A 20,633-nucleotide genomic window follows, 5' to 3' on the forward strand; every position below is an offset into this window, starting at 1 on the left:
CACGGACACCTATAGCGCCAACACCCGGCCGGAATGGATGGCCTTGGCCATGCCCATCAGCATATCGACCACATCCTCGAAATCGCCCATGCGGTCGGTGTTGATGTTGATGTCGAAGGCGCTGGAATCCGACAGGCGCGAGTGGAAAACCTCCCACACGAACTTGCCGCGCTGATGATCGATTTCCTTGGCCTTGGCCAATTGCTCGGAGAACGAGCCGTGCCCCGAGGCGGACATGCGGCGCGCGCACACTTCGGGCGAGCCGGTGACCCGGACCCTGAGCGCGCAGGCGTCGGTCAGAATGACGTGGGCGCCGCGCCCGACCAGGATGCCGCCCATGCGGCCCAGGCTCATCACCACCTTGATCAAGGTGTCGCGATAGGCATCGGGGCCGACATCCTTGCCCGAGAACAGGCGGTACAACCACATGTCCTTGGCCTTGCCGAACCCTTCGTCCAGCAGTTTGACGATGGCCGGATCGTCGTTCAGACGGACGGCGATTTCCTTCAGCACCCGCTCGTCATACAGGGGAATGTTCAGGCGCTGGGCCAGACGGGTGGCGATGATGTCGCCGCCCGATCCGTAATCGCGCGAGATGGTGACGACCGGTTGCTTCGGTTTGCGGGTGGTCGGTTCCTCGTGGGTGACCGTCGCCACCTCGGCCATGGCCGATATAACAGAGAGGATATTGGACATATTCGCCTCCCTCACCTGACAAACCCATCATACGCCTGGGCCTGGGGTGCAGGAAGCGGCATCAACGCAGGGCGGCCATACCGTTGTTTTAGACCCCCTCGCCGGTATCGTCGATCTCGGCCACCCGCAGCAGGTTGGTGGTCCCCGAACAGCCGAACGGCACACCGGCGGTGATGACGATGCTGTCGCCCGGGCCGGCGAAGCCGTCCTTCTGGACCGCCTTGGCGGCGCGTTCCAGCATCTCGCCGACATTGCGCACCTCCGGCCCCAGCACGCAATGCGCGCCCCACACCAGCGCCATCTGGCGGGCCACCTCGATGTTGGGGGTCAGGGACACGATCGGCTGTTCCGGCCGTTCGCGAGCGGCGCGCAGGGTGGTCGAGCCCGACGCGGTATAGGTGATGATGCAGGCGGCCCCCAGGGTGTGGGCGACCTGACGGGCGGCGGCCGAGATGGCGTCGCGGGTGGTGGCGTTGGGCAGCGAGCGCGAGGCGTCGGTGATCAGGCGGTAATGATCGTCCTTTTCCACCTGGACGATGATCCGGTGCATCATGGTCACGGCGTCGATGGGGTAATCGCCGGCCGCCGTTTCCCCCGACAGCATCACCGCGTCGGCGCCGTCATAGACGGCGGTGGCGACGTCCGAGGCCTCGGCCCGGGTGGGGGTGGGCGCATGGACCATGCTGTCCAGCATCTGGGTCGCGACCACCACCGGCTTGCCGGCGCAGCGACCGGCCTTGACGATCTTCTTTTGCAGGATCGGCACGGTTTCGGCCGGGCATTCGACGCCCAGATCGCCGCGCGCCACCATCACCGCGTCGGATAGGTCGATGATCTCGGCCAGGTGCTCGATCGCCGACGGCTTTTCCAGCTTCGACAGCAGGCGGACCCGATTGCCGACCTTGCGGTTGATCAGCTTGCGCGCCTCCAGGACGTCGGACGGGCGCTGCACGAACGACAGCGCGATCCAGTCGGCGCCCATATCGACGGCGAAGTCCAGATCCAGCTTGTCCTTATCGGTCAAGGGCGAGATCGGCAAGATGACGTTGGGGACGTTGACGCCCTTGTGGTTGGACAGATCGCCGCCGACCAGCACCCGCATCTCGGCGAAATCCGACCCGTGATGTTCGACCCGCATGCGCAAGCGGCCGTCATCCAGCAGCAGGTCGGTGCCGACGGTCAGGGCGGCGAAAACTTCCGGGTGCGGCAACGACACCCGCTGTTGGGTGCCCGGCTCGGACGACAGGTCGAAGCGGAAGGCGTCGCCGTTCTCCAGCCGGATCTTGCCATCGGCGAAATTGCCGACGCGCAGCTTCGGCCCCTGCAGATCGGCCAGCACCCCGATCGGACGCCCGCGTTCCTTTTCCAGCGCGCGGATGGTGTTGTAGCGCTCCTGGTGATCGGCGTGGCTGCCGTGGCTGAAATTCAGCCGAAAGACATCGGCGCCGGCGATGAACAGCCCCTCGATGGCCTGCGGGGTCGAACTGGCCGGCCCCAGGGTGGCAATGATTTTGGCGTTTCGTGACCTGCGCATGACGATATCCGTAGTCGTTTCAGGGCCATCTTGCTTTCGCGCGGCACCATAGCAGAGCCGGCGCCCCCGGCAAACCGCCCCGGTATGACGGTTTTCCCCCATCCCCCACGGGGTGGGTCAGCGTTCGGGGTGCCGGCACCAGGTCTCGCGCGTGGCCAGGGCGGCCATCAGTGCCACCGCCTGGCAGGCCGGAAGGGTCGCCAACGCCATCTCCCAGGCGTCGGCGCCATAGACCCGGCTGCCGGCGATCACCATTCCTTCCCACCTAAGGTCGAGCAGCCAGCCGATCAAGGGCTGGAAGATGGCGCCCGAACTCATCGAGGCGGTGTTGACCACCCCCAAGGCGGCCCCCGAAGCCCACACCGGCACGTTCTCGCGCCCCGTGGCGAAGGACAGCACGAAACCCGACGAGGCCATGCCCAACAGGCACAGCAGCCCTTGGCGCACCAGCATCGGCAGGCCCGGCAGAAACAGGGCCGCGACGGTGAAGACCAGCGACAGGGCGGCCGCCGCCACCAGGGCCGGCTTGCGCCGGCCCATGCGGTCCGAGATCCAGCCGGTCAGCGGCGAGCCGATCCCCCACGAGACCAGCATCGCCGAGGTGGTGAAGGCCGCCTCGGCCCGGCTGAGCCCGTGCACCTGCATCAGGAACGGCACGCCCCACAGCCCGGCGAACGACAGCATCGGCGCGGCCATGGTCAGCGAATAAAGCCCCAGCAGCCACGTCTGCCCCAAGGCCAGCACCCGGCGCAGACCTTCAAGCAGCGACGGCGCTCCGGCACCGGACCGCGCGCCATGGGCGCCGTCCCGCACGAACAGGGCCAGCACCAAGGCCAGGATTCCGGCGGCCACGGCCGCCCCCCACATGGTGCCCCGCCACCCCACCGAAGCGACCGCCGCCGCCAGGGGCGCCTGGGCGCCGACGGCACCGGCCATGCCCATGGCCAGGGTCAGGCCGGTGATCATGGCGAAGCGGTCGGCGGGGAACCACAGCGAGGCCAGCTTCAGGGCGCCGACCCAGGTGACGGCGGCGCCGACCCCGACCAGGCCGCGCCCGATATAGGCGGCGGTCACGCTGTCGGCGCTGGCGAACAGGGCGCTGCCGACGCAGGAAAAGGCGGCGAACACCGCCAGCATCCGCCGGGGCCCGAAGCGGTCGAGCAGCAGGCCGATGGGAATCTGCATCGGCGCGTAGGTGTAGAAGTAAAGGCCCGACAGCATGCCGGCGATGGCGGCGCCGACCTGGAACTCGGCCATCATCTGATCGACCATCACCGCGGGGGCCACCCGCTGGAAGAAGCCATAGCAGTAATAGGCCGCCCCCAGGGCCCACATCGCCCAGGGCAGCGCGCCGTTCGCGGTCACGACGGGTCTGAGCCTTTGCGGACCTGTTCGTCGCGATAGGCGGCGACCACCCAATCCAGATGGGTCCGCATCGCCGCATTCGCCCTTTCGCTGTCGCCGGCCAGAATGGCGTCATGGACGGCGCGGTGATGGGTCAGGATGGTCTGGTCGTCGGCCGGGGTCGGGAACATCTCGTAGCGATGAACGTCCAGCATCTTTTGCAAGATGCCGCGGAAGGTCCCCATCACATGCATCAGCACCGCCGAGCCCGAGGCCTTGGCGATGGCCAGATGGAAGCGGATGTCGTTCTCGGTCTTGTGCTTGCCGGCGGCGATGTCGGCTTCCATCTTGTCCATGATCTCGGACAGCTCGGCCCGCTGCGCCGCCGTGGCGTTGCTGGCGGCGCGGCCGGCGCCCCACACCTCGATGATGCAGCGCAGTTCGGCCAGGTCGGCCAGATTCTGGTGGTTGACCCGGATCAACTCGGCCAGGCTGGGGTCCATGCTGGCGGCATTCGACACCACCCGGGTCCCGCCCCCTTGGACGGCGGCCAGGAAGCCCTGGGTCTTCAACCCCTGCAGGGCGGCGCGCACCGACACGCGCGACACTTCCATCTCCTCGGCCAACTGGCGCTCGCCCGGCAGGCGTTGGCCGGGCGCCCACTCGCCCGAGGCGATGCGGGCCAGGATCTGATCGGCGACACGATCCGAGATACGGATGCGGGCCTCGGCGGTGGAAGCGGTGATTCTGGTCATACCAATGATGGTGCCGACGCAGACGCCCGACTGTCAAGCCCGCTGGGACCTTCGGGCCAGATGGATGCCGAACAGGACCACCATGCCGCCGGTCAGCTCCATCGCCCCCAGCCGTTCGCCGAACAAGGTCCAGGCAATGGCGGCGGCAACCACCGGCTGGACCAGCAGGACCACCGCCCCCAGGGTCGAGGGCACATGGGCCAGCCCCCAGGCGATCAATCCCTGCCCCGCCACCTGGCCCAGAAGTGCCAGCCCGACCACCACCGCCCACCCGCGCGCCGTCTCGGGCCAGACGGACTCGCCCAGGGCCAGGGCGGCGGCGAAAGCCAGAACCGAGCCCGCCGCCCCGCCGGCCAGCATGACCAGCGGCATCGACAGCCTGGCCCGCAAGCGCCCGACACTCAGGATATAGGCGCCATAGAAGGCCCCCGACAGCAAAGACAGACCGTCACCGGCGACGCGGTCGAGCGACAGGCGGAAACTCGAGCCGACCAGCAAGGCGGCGCCGGCCATCGCCACCACCAGGGCTGCCAGGAAGCGGCGGTTGGGGGCTTGGCCCCAGACCAGCCAGGCGCCGATCGCCACGAAGACCGGCGCGGTGTTGGAAAACAGCGTGGCATTGGCGATGGTGGTCAGCCAGATGCCCAGGTGCCACACCGTCAGGTCGGCGGCGAAGAACAATCCCGATGCCGCCATGCCGGCCCAGGCGGTGCGATCGACCGGCACGCGGGCGCGGCTCCACGCCACCACCAGGGCGAACACCGGCAGCGACCACAGCAGGCGATGAAAGCCGGTGGCGACCGGCCCGACCTCGGACAGCCGCACCAGAATCGGCGCGAAGCCGATGCAGCAGGCCCCAAAGATCAGCGCGGCGAAGCCAAGACGGGACGACGTGGTTTCCATGGCCTCGCTGATAGCACAAAGACGTGCAGGGCTGGGATGCAAAGCTTGCCCGCCTGGAAGGAAGCGATCGGAGTACCATATGGGATAGACGGCCATCTTCCGAAGGAGGATGCCATGCGCCGCTTATTTCAAGCTTTGAGCGCCGCCCTGATCGCCTTGACGTTTGCCGGCCCGGCCATCGCCCAAGACGATATCGGCACCAACGCCAACCCGTCGGTCGCCGCCAAGGGCGGCTGGTGGGAAATCGACAATTCCGGAACCAACGGCCGGCCGGCCTTCGGCGCGGAATTCGCCATCGACAATCTGGGCGTCGCCCCCACCTACGGCAAACTGCACCACATGTTCTCGTGGAACCATTCCGACCAGGACGGGCTGGAACTGAACAGCGCCGAGTGGAATGTCCATTGGATGGTGGAAGCCCGCCCCAATCTGTGGATCGGACTGGGACCCGGCCTGGGCTGGGTGTGGGCCGACGGCAAGAATCTCGACGATTCGCTGGGTCTGCAATTCGGCGGTTCGGCCCATTCCTATGTCGGCAACGCGATCTTCGGGATCGAGACCCGCTATCAGTGGACCGAGGCCGACAGCCTGGACAACTGGCTGACCATGGTCAGTGTCGGCTATCGCTTCTAAACCCAATCAGGTTGGTGCGACTTTGCCGCACCAAACCGGCTTGACTGGGGTCAATTACCATAGCTGTTTTGTCGGCTATCAACGGCGGACCACAACGAAACGAGGCCCGCCATGCCCAAGACCGACACCTACCGCAAGCATCACGACGACTTGCGCGCCATCGCCGCCCGGCTGGAAACCCATCTGGACGCAGCCGCCATCGCCGACAATCCCGCCGCCGTCGCGACGGTGGTGCGCGAATTGTTCGGCAAATTCTCGGTCCACCTGGCCATCGAGGACAACACCCTTTACCCCAGTTGCCTGGCCCACGCCGACCTGAGGGTGCGCGACACCGCGCGGCGTTTCCAGGCCGAGATGGGTGATTTGGGCCAGGATTTCGATGCCTACAAGAAGGCGTGGCCCGGCCCGCTGGCCATCGCCCGCGACCCCGTGGGCTTCGTCGCCGCCAGCCGCGACATGCTGGCCCGGTTGAAGGCGCGGGTCGCCCGCGAAGAGGCCGAGTTCTACGCCCTGGTCGACAAGGCCGCCTGATCCCCTTGCCTTATGGGGGCGAAGATGGTGTCATCCGCCCCCCATGAGACAGCTTGCCGCCCTTGCCCTGATCGCCCTGTGGCTGACGCCCGCCCGCGCCGCCGAGCCGCCCTCGCCCGCCACCCTGGTCATCGACGCGGGCAGCGGACGGGTGTTGCTTGAAGACCGGGCCGGCCAGCCCCGCCATCCGGCGTCACTGACCAAACTGATGACCGTCTATGTCGCCTTCACCGAGCTTGCCGCCGGAAGAGTATCGCCCGACACAAGCCTGACGGTTTCGGACCATGCCGCCGCCCAGGGCGGCTCGGTGCTGGGACTGAAGGTCGGCCAGTCGCTGACCCTGGCCGAGGCGCTGCGCGCCGTGGTGGTGCGGTCGGCCAACGACGCGGCGGTGGCGGTGGCCGAACATCTGGCCGGGTCCGAACCGGCCTTCGCCACCCGCATGACCCGCGAGGCGGCCCGCCTGGGCATGAACGCCACCCGCTTCGCCAACGCCACCGGCCTGACCGCCGCCGGCCACCTGACCACCGCCCGCGACATGGCGCTGCTGGCCCTGGCCTTGAAGCGCGATTTCCCCGACCGCTGGTCGCTGTTTTCCGCCCGCGAGGTCGAATGGCGCAAGAACCGCCTGCCCACGCTCAACGGCTTCCTGACCGCCTATCAAGGCGCCGAGGGCATGAAGACCGGCTTCACCTGTCCGGCCGGCTATAACCTGACCGCCGCCGCCAGCCGGGGCGGCCGCCAGGCCATCGCCGTGGTGATGGGCGCGGCCAGCAAGGAACAGCGCCTGTCCTTGGCCGCCCGGCTGATGGACCGCGCCTTCAACGGCGCGACGGAAGGTGCTGCGTTGGTTCAATTGGCCAACCTGCCGGGGCCGGCCCCGGACCTGTCATCGGATTCCTGCCGGGGCGGCGTGCCGGGCGACAGTCATGCCCTGCCCAAGGCCCCGGCCGGCTGGGCCATCGAGGTGGCGTTCGGACGCGACCGCGCCACGGTGGCTCGTGAGTTGGCGCGCGAGGCCAAGGCGCTGCGGGCGGAACTGGGCGGCGGCACGCCGGTCGTGACAGTTCGCCCGTTCGACGGCGGCTTGCGCTATCGCGGCCTGATCACCGGGCTGAAAGAGGAAAAGGCCGTCCCCGCCTGCCTGCGCCTGCGCCAGCACGGCGAGGAACGCTGCCTGACCCTGTCGCCGACCGCCGTCGAAGGGGCCATCGACACCGAACGCCGCTGGCGGATGTTCGCGGCGCGTTAAATCATGCCCCTCGCCGGGCGCCGCCGAACAATCCCTATTCGAAGGCGCAGCCCGGCTTGACGCCGAACTTCTTCAGGATCATCGCCAGCGGGCAGAAGCCGGTGAAGGCGGCCTGCAGCATGTTGGCGCCGACGAAGGCCACCATCAGCAGCCAATAGACCGAATGAACCTGGCTCAAGCCCAGGCTGATCAGGATGACGGTGCCGGCAAAAGCGAAGACGACGCGATCGATGCTCATGGTTTATCCTTAATTGCCAAATGGGCCGTGTGTTGCTTGAAAATTAGCGCAAGCTAATATATATGTCAAGGGAACCCTTCGCGAAAGAGTCCGCCATGCCCGCCCTCGCCCGTCTTTCCGCCCTGGTGCTGCTGTGCGCCGCAAGCCCCGTCCTGGCCGGCGAGGCGACCATCGACATCCAACCCGTGGACGATGTCAAGGCGGTGTTCGCCACCGTCGAAAGCGTCGATGAGGTGCTGGCCCGCGCCCGCATCGGCGGCACGGTGTCGGCCCTGCTGGTGGACGAGGGAACGCAGGTCAAGGCCGGCGAGCGCATCGCCGCCGTGGGCGATCCCAAGCTGGCTCTGACCACCGCCGGCATCGCCGCCAAGCTGAAGGCGTCCGAGGCCGAGCGCGACCTGGCGGCCATCGAGCATCGCCGCGCCCAGGACCTGTTGGCCAAGGGTGCCGCCACCAAGGCCCGGGTCGAGGACGCCGCCACCCGCCTCGAAGTGGCCGACCGGGCCATCGCCGCCATCCGCGCCGAGGTCCAGGTCTCGGCCGAGCGTTCGGGCGAGGGCGCGGTACTGGCGCCCAAGGCCGGCCGGGTCCTGAAGGTCCACGTCACCGAGGGCAGCGTCGTGCTGCCCGGCGAGACCATCGCCACCATCGCCGCCGAGAATTACGTGCTGCGCCTGGCCCTGCCGGAACGCCATGCCCGCTTCATCAAGCAAGGCGATTCCGTCGAGGTCGGCGCCCGCGCGCTGGGCACCGCCGACGCCCGCTTGCGCCCCGGCACCGTGCGCCAGGTCTATCCCCGCATCGAGGACGGCCGGGTCTTCGCCGACGTCGGCGTCGAGGGGCTGGACAGCTTCTTCGTCGGCGAACGGGTGCCGGTCCACATCTCTACCGGCAAGCGCCCGGCCATCATCGTGCCGCGCGAGGCGGTCAGCCGGCGCATGGGCGTCGATCTGGTCACCGTCAAGGGCGTCGGCGCCGTCGCCGTGCAACTGGGCGCCCCCACCGCCGACGGGATCGAGGTGATGAGCGGCCTGAAATCCGGCGACGTGGTGACATGGTGAGCGCCATGAAGCTGGGCCTGTCGGGGCAGCTTGCCCGCGCCTTCATCCGCTCGCCGATGACGCCCCTGCTGCTGCTGGCGGCGCTGGCGGTCGGCCTGATCGCCCTGACCGCGCTGCCGCGGGAGGAAGAGCCGCAGATCAGCGTGCCGATGGTCGATATCATCATCGAGGCCGGAGGCTTGAAGGCCGCCGACGCCGCCGAACTGGTGACCAAGCCGCTGGAAACCATCGTCAAGGGCATCGACGCCGTCGAGCATGTCTATTCCCAGACCTGGGACGACCGCGTGGTGGTGACCACCCGCTTCAAGGTCGGCACCTCGGAAGATGCCGCCATCTTGCGGGTGCACGAACAGGTGCGCGCCAATCTGACCGGCCTGCCCACCGGCATCCGCGAGCCGCTGATCGTCGGCCGCGGCATCAACGACGTCGCCATCATCGTCCTGACCCTGTCGGCCAAGCCCGAGGCGGCCGACCGCTGGGACGATTCCGCCCTGTTCCGCATCGCCGAGGAGTTACGCTCGGAACTGGTCAAGGTCGAGGATGTCGGCCTGACCTATGTGGTCGGCGGCCGCAAGGACCAGATCCGGGTCGAGCCCGACCCCGAGGCCCTGGCCCTTTACGGCATCACCTTGAACCAGCTGGTCACCAAGATCGAGGCGGCCAACCGCTCGTTCGTGGCGGGCAGCGTGCGCGAGGCCGGGCGCTTCCTGCCGGTGGTCGGCGGCCAGACCCTGAAGGGCGTGCCCGAAATCGCCAATCTGCTGCTGCTGGCCCGTGACGGCCGCCCGGTCTATGTCAAGGACGTCGCCCGCGTGGTGATCGGCCCCGAACACCGCGAACAGCGCGCCTGGCACCTGGAAAAGGCGGCCGACGGCACGCTCGCCCGCGTGCCGGCGGTCAGCCTGGCCATTGCCAAGCGGGCCGGCGCCAACGCCGTGCTGGTGGCCGACCAGATCATGGACCGCCTGGCCGCCATCCAGGGCCGGGTGGTGCCGACCGAGATCGCCATCAAGACCACCCGCAATTACGGCGAGACGGCATCCGACAAGGCCGACGAATTGCTGTTCCATCTGGGCCTGGCCACGCTGTCCATCGTCGTGCTGATCACCTGGGCGCTGGGCTGGCGCGAGGGATTGGTGGTCGCGCTGGTGGTGCCGTCGACCATCCTGCTCACCCTGTTCGCCTCGTGGCTGTTGGGCTACACCATCAACCGGGTGTCGCTGTTCGCCCTGATCTTCTCGATCGGCATCCTGGTGGACGACGCCATCGTGGTGGTCGAAAACATCGTCCGCCATTGGGGCCTGAAGCCGGGCGCCGACAAGGCCGACACCGCCATCGCCGCCGTCGCCGAAGTGGGCAACCCGACCATCGTCGCCACGCTGACCATCATCGCCGCCTTGTTGCCGATGATGTTCGTCTCGGGCCTGATGGGGCCATATATGAGCCCGATCCCGGCCAACGCCTCGTCGGCGATGATGTTCTCGTTCTTCGTCGCCATCATCATCACCCCCTGGCTGTTGCTGAAGATCGCCGGCCGCTCGAACGCTGCCTCGCACCACGGCCACGCCGACCGGCTGGACGGGTTCTATCGCCGCCTGGCCCGGCCGCTGCTGAACGGCCGTGCCCCGTCCAGGAAGCTGCTGGCCGGAATCACCATCGCCACCTTGCTGTCCATGACCATGTTCCCGTTGAAGGCGGTGACGGTGAAGCTGTTGCCGTTCGACAACAAGAGCGAGCTGCAGGTAGTGATCGACCTGCCCGAGGGCGCCACCTTCGAGGACACCGACCGCGCCCTGCTGGCCGCAGCAGGGCGCCTGGCCTCGCTGCCCGAGCTGGTATCGATCCAGGCCTATGCCGGCACCGCCGCGCCGTTCAACTTCAACGGATTGGTCCGCCATTCCTTCCTGCGGGCCAGCCCCGAGCTGGGCGATTTGCAGCTGAACCTGACCAGTCGCCACGACCGCGACCGGGCCAGCCACGCCATCGCGCTGGATGTCCGCGCCCGCCTGCAGGGCCTGGACGTCCCCGAAGGCACCTCGGTCAAGGTGGTCGAGGTGCCGCCCGGCCCGCCGGTTCTCGCCACCTTGCTGGCCGAGATCTACGGCCCCGATGCCGAAACCCGGCGCGCCGCCGCCGCCAAGGTCCGCGACGCCTTCCGTAGCGTCGATTTCGTCGTCGATGTCGATGATTCGCTGGCGGCGCCGTGGCAGCGCCTGCACGTCTCGATCGACCAGGAACGGCTGGAATTCTTCGGGGTCGAACAGCAGGCGGTCTATGACACCATCCAGGCCCTGATGGGCGGCATCCGTGTCGGATATTCCCATCGTGGTGAAGGCGCGGTGCCCAAGGACATCGTCATCGCGCTGGCGCCGGGCGACAAGCATCCCGGCGAATTGCTGGCCAACACCCCGGTCCCGGCCCGCAAGGGAACGGTCGAACTGGGCGACGTGGTCGAGGTCAGCTATGAAGCCGCCAGCCCGCCGATCTTCCGACGCGACGGCCGCTATGCCGAGATGGTCACCGCCGAACTGGCCGGCCGTACCGAGGCGCCGATCTACGGCATGTTCGCCGTCGAGGACAAGCTGGCAGGCAGCATAGACGTCAAATATCACGGCCAGCCGACCGACGAATCGAAGCCGAGCCTGCTGTGGGACGGCGAATGGGAAATCACCTATGTCACCTTCCGCGACATGGGCGCCGCCTTCGGGGTGGCCATCCTGGGCATCTATCTGCTGGTGGTCGCCCAGTTCGGCAGCTTCCGCCTGCCGCTGGTGATCCTGGTGCCGGTGCCCCTGACCCTGATCGGCATCGTCATCGGCCACATGCTGTTCGGCGCCCCCTTCACCGCCACCTCGATGATCGGCTTCATCGCCCTGGCCGGCATCATCGTGCGCAACTCGATCCTTCTGGTCGATTTCATCCGCCACCGGCTGGCCGAGGGCGCCTCGATCCGCCAGGCGGTGCTGGATTCGGGCGCCACACGCTTCAAGCCCATCGCCCTGACCGCCGCCGCCGCCATGATCGGAGCCGCCTTCATCCTGGCCGATCCGATCTTCCAGGGTCTGGCCATCAGTCTGGTGTTCGGCCTGGCCTCGTCGACCGCGCTGACATTGCTGGTCATACCGGCCCTTTATGTTTGGTTGCGCGACGACGGAAGGGCTCTACCGCCGGCCTGATTTGGCGGGAATTAACCGGGGTGAACACCTTGTAAATGTTGCATCCCATCGGGTCATCACCGTATGCTTCGCCCGGTGAGCACAGCCGTCGGCACACGCGGCGCCCCGGAGCAAATGACTGCATGATCCAGCCCCATGGTGACGGGGTGCCCCTGTCCGTACCCGAACAGTCCGACGACTGGGTCCATCAGATCGTCCACGGCACCCCGGTCCCGACCTTCGTCATCGATGCCAAGCACCGCGTCACCCACTGGAATCCCGCCTGCGAGGCGGTGACCGGGTGTAAGGCCTCGGCGGTCGTCGGCACCGACCGGTCGTGGGCGCCGTTCTATGCCAAGCAACGCCCGGTGATGGCCGACCTGATCGTCGATGGCATCCTGGCCGAGCAGGTCGATACCTATTACGGCGGCAAGTGCCGTCGCTCGGCGACCGTTCCCGGCGTATGGGAAGCCGAGGATTTCTTCGCCCATTTCCCCGGCGGCGGCAAATGGCTGTCCTTCTCGGCCGCGCCCCTGAAGGATTGCGACGGCACCGTGGTCGGCGCCATCGAGACCTTGCGCGACATCACCGCCGAGAAGCGGGCGGCACAGGCCTTGCGCGAAAGCGAACATCGCCTGGCCGCCATCGTCGAGGGCAGCCCGGTGCCGATGTTCGTCATCGACGAAGACCACAAGGTCACCCATTGGAACAAGGCCTGCGAGGCGATCATCGGCCTGACCAAGGAACAGATGGTCGGCACCCGCGACCAGTGGCGGCCGTTCTATCCCGAGGCCCGGCCGGTGATGGCCGATCTGGTGGTCGATTCCGACACCGAAACCCGGGTCGCCACCCATTACGACGGCAAGTACAAGCCGTCGGAGCTGATCGACGGCGCCTGGGAAGCCGTCGACCACTTCCCCTACTGCCGTGGCGGCGCCCGCTGGCTTTATTTCACCGCCGCCCCCTTGCGCGGGTTGGACGGGCGCGTGGTCGGCGCCGTCGAGACGCTGCAAGACATCAGCGCCCAGAAGAATTATGAGCGCCAGCTGGAACACCAGGCCACCCACGATTCCCTGACCGGCCTGGCCAACCGCTTCCTGTTCGAGGACCGACTGACCCAGGCCCTGGCGCAGTCCAGGCGCACCGAGACCCTGATCGGCCTGCTGTTCATCGACCTTGACCATTTCAAGGTGATCAACGACACGCTGGGCCACGCCGCCGGCGACAAGGTGGTGCAGACCACCGCCCAGCGCATCGCCAAGGCGGTGCGGGCCGGCGACACCGTCGCCCGCTTTGGCGGCGACGAATTCGCCATCTTGCTGGTCGCCCCCGAATCGGAAAACGTCGTCGCCGACATCATCGGGCGCCTGATCGTCGATGTCAGCGCGCCCATCGAGGTCGATGGCCAGGAACTGGTGGTCGGCTGCAGCATCGGCGCGGCGTTGTCGCCCCGCGACGGCACCTCGGGCCAGGACCTGCTGATGCATGCCGACGCGGCGATGTACCGGGCCAAGGAATCCGGGCGCTCGACCTTCCAGTTCTTCACCCGCGAGATGAACGACCAGGCCTGCGAGCGCATGACCGTCGAACGCGACCTGCGCCGCGCCCTGGAAAATGACGAGTTCGAGCTGTTCTTCCAGCCGCAGGTCAATCTGTTCACCGACACCATCATCGGCGCCGAAGGCCTGTTGCGCTGGCACCACCCGACGCTGGGCATGGTGTCGCCGGACCGCTTCATCCCGGTCGCGGAAGAAACCGGTCTGGTGCTGCCGTTGGGCCGCTGGGTCATCGACCAGGCCTGCCGCCTGGGCCGGGACTGGACCGCGGACGGACGACGCCTGCGCATCTCGGTCAATTTGTCGGCCCGCCAGTTCCACGACCCCGGCCTGGTCCGGCAGGTACAGGCGGCGATGGCCCGCTGGGGCACCGATTCCCTGGCCTTCGACCTGGAACTGACCGAAAGCACGGTGATGAAGGACACCGCCGCCGCCGCCGCCATCCTGAGCCGCCTGAAGGACCAGGGCGTCCGGCTGTCGATGGACGATTTCGGCACCGGCTATTCCAGCCTGGGCCAATTGCGCGCCTTCCCGTTCGACATGATCAAGATCGACCGGTCCTTCATCATGGACCTGCATTCCGGCCACGGCGCCGAGGCGGTGGTGCGCGCCATCATCGGCCTGGCGGAATCCTTGAACCTGGCGGTGATCGCCGAAGGGGTCGAGACCGAGCGTCAGCGCGACTTCCTGCAGGCCGAGGGCTGCATCGAGGCCCAGGGCTTCCTCTACAGCAAGGCGGTGCCGGCCGCCGAATTCAGCCGGTTGCTGAAAGACCGTGGTCAGCCGGCCAGCGCCTGATCCAGGTCGGCGATCAGATCGACGGCATCTTCCAGGCCGATCGACAGACGGATGACGTCGGGGCCGGCGCCGGCCGCGATCTGCTGGTCCTCGGTCAGCTGGCGATGGGTGGTGCTGGACGGATGCAAGATCAGCGACCGGGTGTCGCCGATATTGGCCAGGTGGCTGAACAGCCGGACCTTTTCCACCACCTGCTTGCCGGCCTCGAAGCCACCCTTGACCCCGAAGGTGAAGACCCCGCCGGCCCCTTGCGGCAGGTATTTCTGGCACAACGCCCGATAAGGGCTGTCGGCCAGCCCGGCATAGGACACCCACGCCACCTGCGGATGGTCGGCCAGGAACTGGGCGACCTTCTGGGCGTTGGCGCAATGGCGTTCCATGCGGACATGCAAGGTCTCGATGCCGGTGATGGTCAGGAAGGCGTTCATCGGCGCCATGGCTGGCCCAAAATCGCGTAGAGCCACCGCCCGGGCCTTGGTGGTGAAGGCGAAATCGCCGAAGGTTTCATAAAAGGTCAGGCCGTGATAGGCCGGTTCGGGCTTGGTCAGGCTGGGGAACTTGTCCGACGAAGACCAATTGAAGCCACCCGATTCGATGACGCAGCCGCCGACCGAATTGCCGTGCCCGGCCAGGAACTTGGTGGTCGAATGAACGACGATGTCGGCGCCCCATTCGAACGGGCGGCATAAGTAAGGCGTCGCCAGGGTGTTATCGACGATCAACGGGATGCCGGATTCCTGTGCGACTTTCGCCACCGCCTCGATGTCGACGACGATGCCGCCGGGATTGGCCAGGCTTTCGATGAAGATGGCCTTGGTATTGGGGCCGATGGCGGCCTTGAAATTGTCCGCATCGTGCGGATCGACGAAGGTGCAGTGCCAACCCAGCTTCTTGAACGACAGGCCGAACTGGGTCAGCGAGCCGCCATAAAGATTGCGCGAGGCGACGAAATGGTCGCCCGCTTCCAGCAAGGTGAAGAAGGTCAGGAACTGGGCGGCGTGACCCGAGGCGGCACACACCGCGGCGCGGCCGCCTTCAAGGGCGGCCATGCGTTCTTCCAGCACGCTGACCGTCGGGTTGGTCAGGCGCGAATAGATGTAGCCGAAGGTGTGCAGGTTGAACAAAGCCGCCGCATGGTCGGTGTCCTCGAACACATACGAGGTGGTCTGGTAGATCGGCGTGGTCCGGGCCCCGGTGGCGGCGTCGGGGGCGGCGCCGGCATGCACCGCCTTGGTGGCGAAGCCGTGATCCAGGGGCGCCGACGAGCGGGCGGCACGCTCGCGCTTGGGCCGGGGGGCTTCCTTGGGCTGATTGGTGATGATGCCGGAATTGACGCCGTACCAGCCAAGCTCGCCGCCCAGGCGGCCGAACTCGATCTTGGGGCAGCGGTTCATCACCACCTTCAGGCCGGCGGCCTGGGCGCGCGCCGCCGCCGCGTCGTTTTGGACGCCCAATTGCATCCACACCACCTTGGCGCCGATCGCCACCGCCTGGTCGGTGATCGGGCCGGCGGCTTCGGAATTGCGGAAGATATCGACCATGTCGATCGGCTCGGGGATGGCGGCCAGGTCGGCATAGACGGCTTCGCCCAGCAAGGTCTGGCCGGCCAGGCCGGGATTGACCGGAATCACCCGATACCCCTTGTCTTGCAGGTACTTGGCGACGAAATAGCTGGGCCTGTTCCAGTTGGCCGAGGCCCCCACCACCGCGATGGTCCTGACGCCCTTCAAGATCGAGCGCAGGAAGTCGTCGTCATAGGCAATGGGGTCGAGGTCGGCCACGGGCGGGGTTTCCTTATCGAACGATACCGATCCTGATGGTGGCTTTGCGCTGGCGCCCGGTCAAGAACCTAGCCGAGCGACTGGCCTCAAGCCTCGGAACATGCTTAATTTGTGGGAAATAGGGACGGGGCAGGTCACATCACCCATGCCGGTGGACGAGCAGATTCCACAACAGCCGACGACAAGCGTCAAAGGACAGGGCTTCCTTCGCCAGTTCATGCGCTTGGCCGGCCCCTATTGGGCCGGCGAGGACAAGTGGCGCGTGCGCGGCATGCTGGGCCTGCTGGTGGCCTTGACCCTGTTGCAGGTGGTGTCGCCGATCCTGATCAATCTGTGGAGCGCCAACCTGTTCAACGCCCTGGAGCAGCGGTCGATGGACCGCTTCCTGGTGCAGATCGGCGCCCTGGTGATCATCTTGGTGTTCGCCATGGCGGTCACCGCCGTCCATCTGGTGATCAAGCGCCGGGTCCAGGTCGGCTGGCGCGACTGGCTGACGCGACGCCTGCTGGACGACTGGCTGGCCGACGGCCGCCATTATCAGGTCACCCACATCCCCGGCGAGCACGACAACCCCGACGGCCGCATCGCCGAGGACGTCAGGAACGCCACCGAAGCCGCCATCGACCTGGCCCATTCCCTGGTCTATTGCGTGCTGCTGCTGGTCAGCTTCACCCAGATCCTGTGGACGCTGTCGGGCGTGATCCAGGTGCCGCTGTTCGGCACCGAATTCGACGTGCCCGGCCACATGGTGTTCGTCTCGCTGCTTTATGCCAGCGCCGGCACCACCGCCGCCGTGCTGATCGGCCGCCCCCTGGTCGGCGCCGTCAACCTGCGCCAGACCAAGGAGGCCAATTTCCGCTTCGGCCTGGTCCGCGTGCGCGAAAGCTCGGAATCCATCGCCTTGCTGGATGGCGAGCCGGAAGAACAACGCCGCCTTGCCGAAATGTTCAAGGGCGTGGTCCACGCCTTCGACATCCAGACCAACGCGCTGGCCCGGGTGTTCCTGTTCTCGTCGGGTTACGCGGTGCTGGCCACCGGCTTCCCCATTCTGATCACCGCGCCGCGCTACATCGCCGGCGCCATCACCCTGGGCGCGCTGATGCAGATCGCCCAGGCCTTCCAGCAGATGACCTCGGCCCTGTCATGGCCGGTGGACAATCTGTCGAAGGCGGCGGAATGGAAGGCTTCGGTCGAGCGGGTCATGGCGCTGCACAACGCCATCGAGACCCTGAAGGGCGACATCGCCTGCATGCCCGACAGCCGCATCTGCGTCGGCCCGTCGGACAAGCCGGTCCTGGCCTTCCGCGACCTGACCATCGCCAACGCCGACGGGACCACCGTGGTCAGCCGCTTCGAGGCGGAAATCCAACAAGGCGAGCGGGTGCTGATCTCGGGCGATCCCGGCGGCGCCTTGAAACTGTTCAAGGTGGTGGCCGGCCTGTGGCCGTGGGGACGCGGCCATATCGAATTGCCGGGCGACGGCGCCATCTCGTTCGTGCCCGAACGGCCCTATCTGCCGATCGGATCATTGCGCAGCACGCTGCGCTATCCGTCCGACCGCGACGTCTTCGCCGAGGCCACGGTGCTGAAGGCGATGCAGAAGGTCGGGCTGGGCCACCTGACCCACCGGCTTTTGGATGTCGGCAATTGGGAACAGGTGCTGACGCTCGGCGAACAGCAACGCATCGGCTTCGCCCGCCTGCTGCTGCATCGCCCCGATTGGATCTTCCTGGACGAGGCCACCGACTGCCTGGAAGAAAAGGCCGAGCAGGAACTGATGAGCCTGCTGATCGCCGAGTTGCCCCACGCCACCATCTTGACGGTGGGCTATAACCAGGGGCTGGAACAGTTCCACCATCGCAAGCTGGTGTTGGAGGCGTCGGGCCACGGCCCGGCCTTCATCCGCGAGACCAGCCTGGTCCGCACCTCGGACCGCCGCCGCAAGATGGGCGCCCTGGACCTGCGCCACTGGCTGATCCACCCGCTTCGCCGCGCCACCGAGAAGCCGAAGAACGGCAGCCGGGATTAGGTGCCGATGACCGGCACTGGAAGCGTCCCGGGTACCCGGGACGCCGACGCGGCGGCAGGGAACAGCCCGGTTACCCCAACACCCCCTTGATGGCATCGGCGTACCACTGGAACGACTTCTTCGGCGTGCGCTTTCCCGTCGGGAAATCGACGCGGATGATGCCGAAGCGGTTGCCGTAGCCCGAGCCCCACTCGAAATTGTCCAACAGCGACCAGATGAAATAGCCGCGCACGTCGGCGCCCTTGTCGATGGCCGCCTTCATCGCCGCCGTGTAAAGCTTCAGATAGGTGATGCGGTAGAAATCGTCCACATACCCATCGGCATCGGCGATTTCCTGGTCGTCGTTGCGGCCGCAGCCGTTTTCGGTGATGTAGACCGGCAGCTTGTAGCGAGCCGAGGTTTCCAGCAATTGGTCGGTGAAGGCCTCGGGGAAGATTTCCCAGCCGATTTCCGGGTGGGCGTCGGCCACCTTGACGTCGGCCCAGGCGAAGCCCATCTGCGAACCCGGCGCCGCCTTGGTCCAGATCGGGCCGTAATGGTTCATCCCCACCCAATCCATCGGCCGGCAGATGCGGGCCAGGTCGCCGGCCTGCATGTAGGGCTCGTAATCCTCGACCACCACGTTGGGATAGTGGCCCAGGATATGCGGGTCGGCATAGACCCGGTTCCAGTGGGCGTCCAGCTTGGCCGCCGCCTCGTGATCGGCAGCGACCGCCTCGTCGGCCGGGTGGACCGGCTGCAGATTGTAGATGCAGCCGATGGACACATCCTTGACCAGCCCGCGCAGCACATCGATTCCGGCCCCATGGGCCAGGTTCAGATGGTGGCTGGCCTTCAGGTAGGCGACGCGGTCCTCGGCGGCAGGCGCGCACCAGGTCATGCCATAGCCGAACAGCGTGCAGACATTGGGCTCGTTGAAGGTGGCGAAATGCTTGACCCGGTCGCCGAAGCGGGTGGCGATCAAGGTGGCGTAATCGGCGAACCAGCCGGCGACGTCGCGGTTGGTCCAGCCGCCCAGTTCATGCAGGCGCTGCGGCAGGTCCCAGTGATACAGGCACAGCCACGGCTGGATGCCGGCTTCCAGCACCCCGTCGATCAACCGATCATAGAAATCCATGCCCTTGTCGTTGACCGCGCCCCGCCCCCGGGGCAGCACGCGCGGCCACGACACCGAGAAGCGATAGGCGCCGACGCCCAGCTTCTTCAGCAGCGCCACATCTTCCGGCCAGCGGTGGTAATGGTCGCAGGCGACGTCGCCGGTATCGCCGTTGGCGGTGCGCCCTTGGGTGCGCGAATGGATGTCCCAGATGCTGGGGCCGCGCCCGTCCTCGAACGCGGCTCCCTCGATCTGATAGGCCGAGGTCGAGGCGCCCCAGACGAAATCATCGCGAACGCCCAGCGGATGCTTGCCTGCGGCCATGGTCGCCTCCCTATTTGGCCAGAGTCTTCAATCCGGCAATCACCTTGTCGATGCCGCGGAAGGCCGCCGCCATCTCGACATGGGCGTCGCGCATGGCGCCGGCGTCGGGACAGGGATGGCCGCCCAGGCGGTTGGCCTGCATCATGCGGACCGCCGCCGCCAGGCTTTGGCCCTTGACGAAGTCGGCGACGCGCTGCACGGCGGCGTAATGGACCGACAGGTTGGCGGCGGTCTGCGGCGGCAGCAGGAACAATTCACCCTGGGCCGAGCGGTAGCCGGCCTCGATCCCGGCCAGCGAGATCACCGACGACACGAATGACACCCCGGCCTCGGCATTGGGCGGCATCGGCACCGCCTCGAAGGCCAGGCGGCGGGTTTCCAGCTCGGTTGCCAGCGTGGTGGCGACGGCGCGGCGGCGCGCCTTCAATTCCGACCGGCGCAGCGCCTTGAACACCATGGCCCCGACCACGCCGGCCAGGAACGACCCGGCCAGGAAGGCCACCGACAGCACGACGATCCCCAGAGCCCAATTGGGAATCTGGAACGGCACCTTGGTCTCGATCGCCTTCATCGCCGCCGGCACCGGGTCTTGAGCGGCGGGCTGGGCCTCCGGTGCGGGCTCGGGCGCCGCCACCGGTTCGGCGGGCGCGGCCGGAGCGGCGGCCGGAGGGGCGACCGGCTCTGGCGCCACCGGCCGGATCGGCTGGAAGTGCGGCGTTTCCTCCTGGATCGGGGGCGTGGCCGTCTGGGCCAATGCCGGCCCGGCGACGCTGATCAGGACGGCAAGGGCAAGACCACGGATCATCCAGGCACCTATCTGGGCGGAAAACGACGTTGCCCTCTCTGTTTACCCCACTTCCCCCTTTTGGCAAAGGGGCGCACAGGACGGGCAAACAAGCCTTGCAAATTACCGCGTCCCAGGCCATCGCTTTAAGGCCAACGCAGCT

General features: G+C 67.1%; 16 protein-coding genes. 7 read left to right on the plus strand and 9 right to left on the minus strand.

The features are described from left to right. Nucleotides 1–9: 9 nt before the first annotated feature. The 5 genes from MTBLM5_RS12145 to MTBLM5_RS12165 form a co-directional block, all read right to left on the minus strand. Entirely contained in the window at nt 10–696 is a 687-nt protein-coding gene (locus MTBLM5_RS12145) for a cytidylate kinase-like family protein (protein WP_173976364.1), read from the minus strand. 88 nt (nt 697–784) lie between these two features. Continuing rightward, on the minus strand, nt 785–2,230 hold the full coding sequence (gene pyk / locus MTBLM5_RS12150) for a pyruvate kinase (protein WP_173976365.1): 1,446 nt from the start codon (nt 2,228–2,230) through the stop codon (nt 785–787). A 117-nt stretch (nt 2,231–2,347) separates the two neighbouring features. Next, entirely contained in the window at nt 2,348–3,595 is a 1,248-nt protein-coding gene (locus MTBLM5_RS12155) for an MFS transporter (protein WP_173976366.1), read from the minus strand. Then, nucleotides 3,592–4,329 carry a FadR/GntR family transcriptional regulator gene (locus tag MTBLM5_RS12160; protein ID WP_173976367.1) on the minus strand — a complete coding sequence of 246 codons (738 nt, stop codon included), beginning with the start codon at nt 4,327–4,329 and terminating at the stop codon, nt 3,592–3,594. Before MTBLM5_RS12160 ends, MTBLM5_RS12155 begins: the two co-directional genes overlap by 4 nt. Before the next feature lie 33 nt (nt 4,330–4,362). Continuing rightward, on the minus strand, nt 4,363–5,232 hold the full coding sequence (locus MTBLM5_RS12165) for a DMT family transporter (RefSeq protein ID WP_173976368.1): 870 nt from the start codon (nt 5,230–5,232) through the stop codon (nt 4,363–4,365). A gap of 114 nt (nt 5,233–5,346) precedes the next feature. On the opposite strand from MTBLM5_RS12165, the gene MTBLM5_RS12170 reads away from it, so the two are divergent. The 3 genes from MTBLM5_RS12170 (at nt 5,347) to MTBLM5_RS12180 (ending at nt 7,648) form a co-directional block, all read left to right on the plus strand. Beyond that, a complete protein-coding gene (locus tag MTBLM5_RS12170; protein WP_173976369.1) occupies nt 5,347–5,865 on the plus strand; it encodes a hypothetical protein in 519 nt (172 codons plus the stop codon). 111 nt (nt 5,866–5,976) lie between these two features. Further along, complete coding sequence (locus MTBLM5_RS12175) at nt 5,977–6,396, plus strand: hemerythrin domain-containing protein (RefSeq protein ID WP_173976370.1); 420 nt, start codon at nt 5,977–5,979, stop codon at nt 6,394–6,396. Between the two features lie 43 nt (nt 6,397–6,439). Continuing rightward, nucleotides 6,440–7,648 carry a D-alanyl-D-alanine carboxypeptidase family protein gene (locus MTBLM5_RS12180; RefSeq protein ID WP_173976371.1) on the plus strand — a complete coding sequence of 403 codons (1,209 nt, stop codon included), beginning with the start codon at nt 6,440–6,442 and terminating at the stop codon, nt 7,646–7,648. Between the two features lie 34 nt (nt 7,649–7,682). Here the strand turns inward: MTBLM5_RS12180 and MTBLM5_RS12185 are convergent, their stop codons facing one another. Next, on the minus strand, nt 7,683–7,886 hold the full coding sequence (locus MTBLM5_RS12185) for a DUF2892 domain-containing protein (RefSeq protein ID WP_173976372.1): 204 nt from the start codon (nt 7,884–7,886) through the stop codon (nt 7,683–7,685). Nucleotides 7,887–7,981: 95 nt separating this feature from the next. On the opposite strand from MTBLM5_RS12185, the gene MTBLM5_RS12190 reads away from it, so the two are divergent. The 3 genes from MTBLM5_RS12190 to MTBLM5_RS12200 all read left to right on the plus strand — a co-directional run bounded on the left by MTBLM5_RS12190 (nt 7,982) and on the right by MTBLM5_RS12200 (nt 14,456). Further along, nucleotides 7,982–8,947, plus strand: a complete 966-nt coding sequence (locus MTBLM5_RS12190; protein WP_173976373.1) for an efflux RND transporter periplasmic adaptor subunit — start codon at nt 7,982–7,984, stop codon at nt 8,945–8,947. Between the two features lie 5 nt (nt 8,948–8,952). After that, the gene (locus tag MTBLM5_RS12195; RefSeq protein ID WP_173976374.1) at nt 8,953–12,123 is read left to right on the plus strand and encodes an efflux RND transporter permease subunit; all 3,171 of its coding nucleotides are present in this window, start codon (nt 8,953–8,955) and stop codon (nt 12,121–12,123) included. 122 nt (nt 12,124–12,245) lie between these two features. After that, nucleotides 12,246–14,456 (plus strand): EAL domain-containing protein, encoded by a 2,211-nt coding sequence (locus MTBLM5_RS12200; RefSeq protein WP_173976375.1) that lies wholly within the window; start codon nt 12,246–12,248, stop codon nt 14,454–14,456. On the opposite strand, the gene MTBLM5_RS12205 is transcribed toward MTBLM5_RS12200, so the two are convergent. Next, a complete protein-coding gene (locus tag MTBLM5_RS12205; protein ID WP_173976376.1) occupies nt 14,438–16,237 on the minus strand; it encodes an O-acetylhomoserine aminocarboxypropyltransferase in 1,800 nt (599 codons plus the stop codon). The genes MTBLM5_RS12200 and MTBLM5_RS12205 overlap by 19 nt on opposite strands. Before the next feature lie 145 nt (nt 16,238–16,382). Here MTBLM5_RS12205 and MTBLM5_RS12210 point away from each other — a divergent pair, with 145 nt between their 5' ends. Next, nucleotides 16,383–18,266, plus strand: a complete 1,884-nt coding sequence (locus tag MTBLM5_RS12210) for an ABC transporter ATP-binding protein/permease (protein WP_217425021.1) — start codon at nt 16,383–16,385, stop codon at nt 18,264–18,266. A 70-nt stretch (nt 18,267–18,336) separates the two neighbouring features. On the opposite strand, the gene MTBLM5_RS12215 is transcribed toward MTBLM5_RS12210, so the two are convergent. Continuing rightward, nucleotides 18,337–19,686 (minus strand): GH1 family beta-glucosidase, encoded by a 1,350-nt coding sequence (locus MTBLM5_RS12215; protein ID WP_173976377.1) that lies wholly within the window; start codon nt 19,684–19,686, stop codon nt 18,337–18,339. 10 nt (nt 19,687–19,696) lie between these two features. After that, on the minus strand, nt 19,697–20,491 hold the full coding sequence (locus MTBLM5_RS12220) for a hypothetical protein (protein ID WP_173976378.1): 795 nt from the start codon (nt 20,489–20,491) through the stop codon (nt 19,697–19,699). Nucleotides 20,492–20,633 lie beyond the last annotated feature (142 nt).

This window comes from Magnetospirillum sp. LM-5 (genome assembly GCF_902729445.1).
Lineage (GTDB): Bacteria > Pseudomonadota > Alphaproteobacteria > Rhodospirillales > Magnetospirillaceae > Magnetospirillum.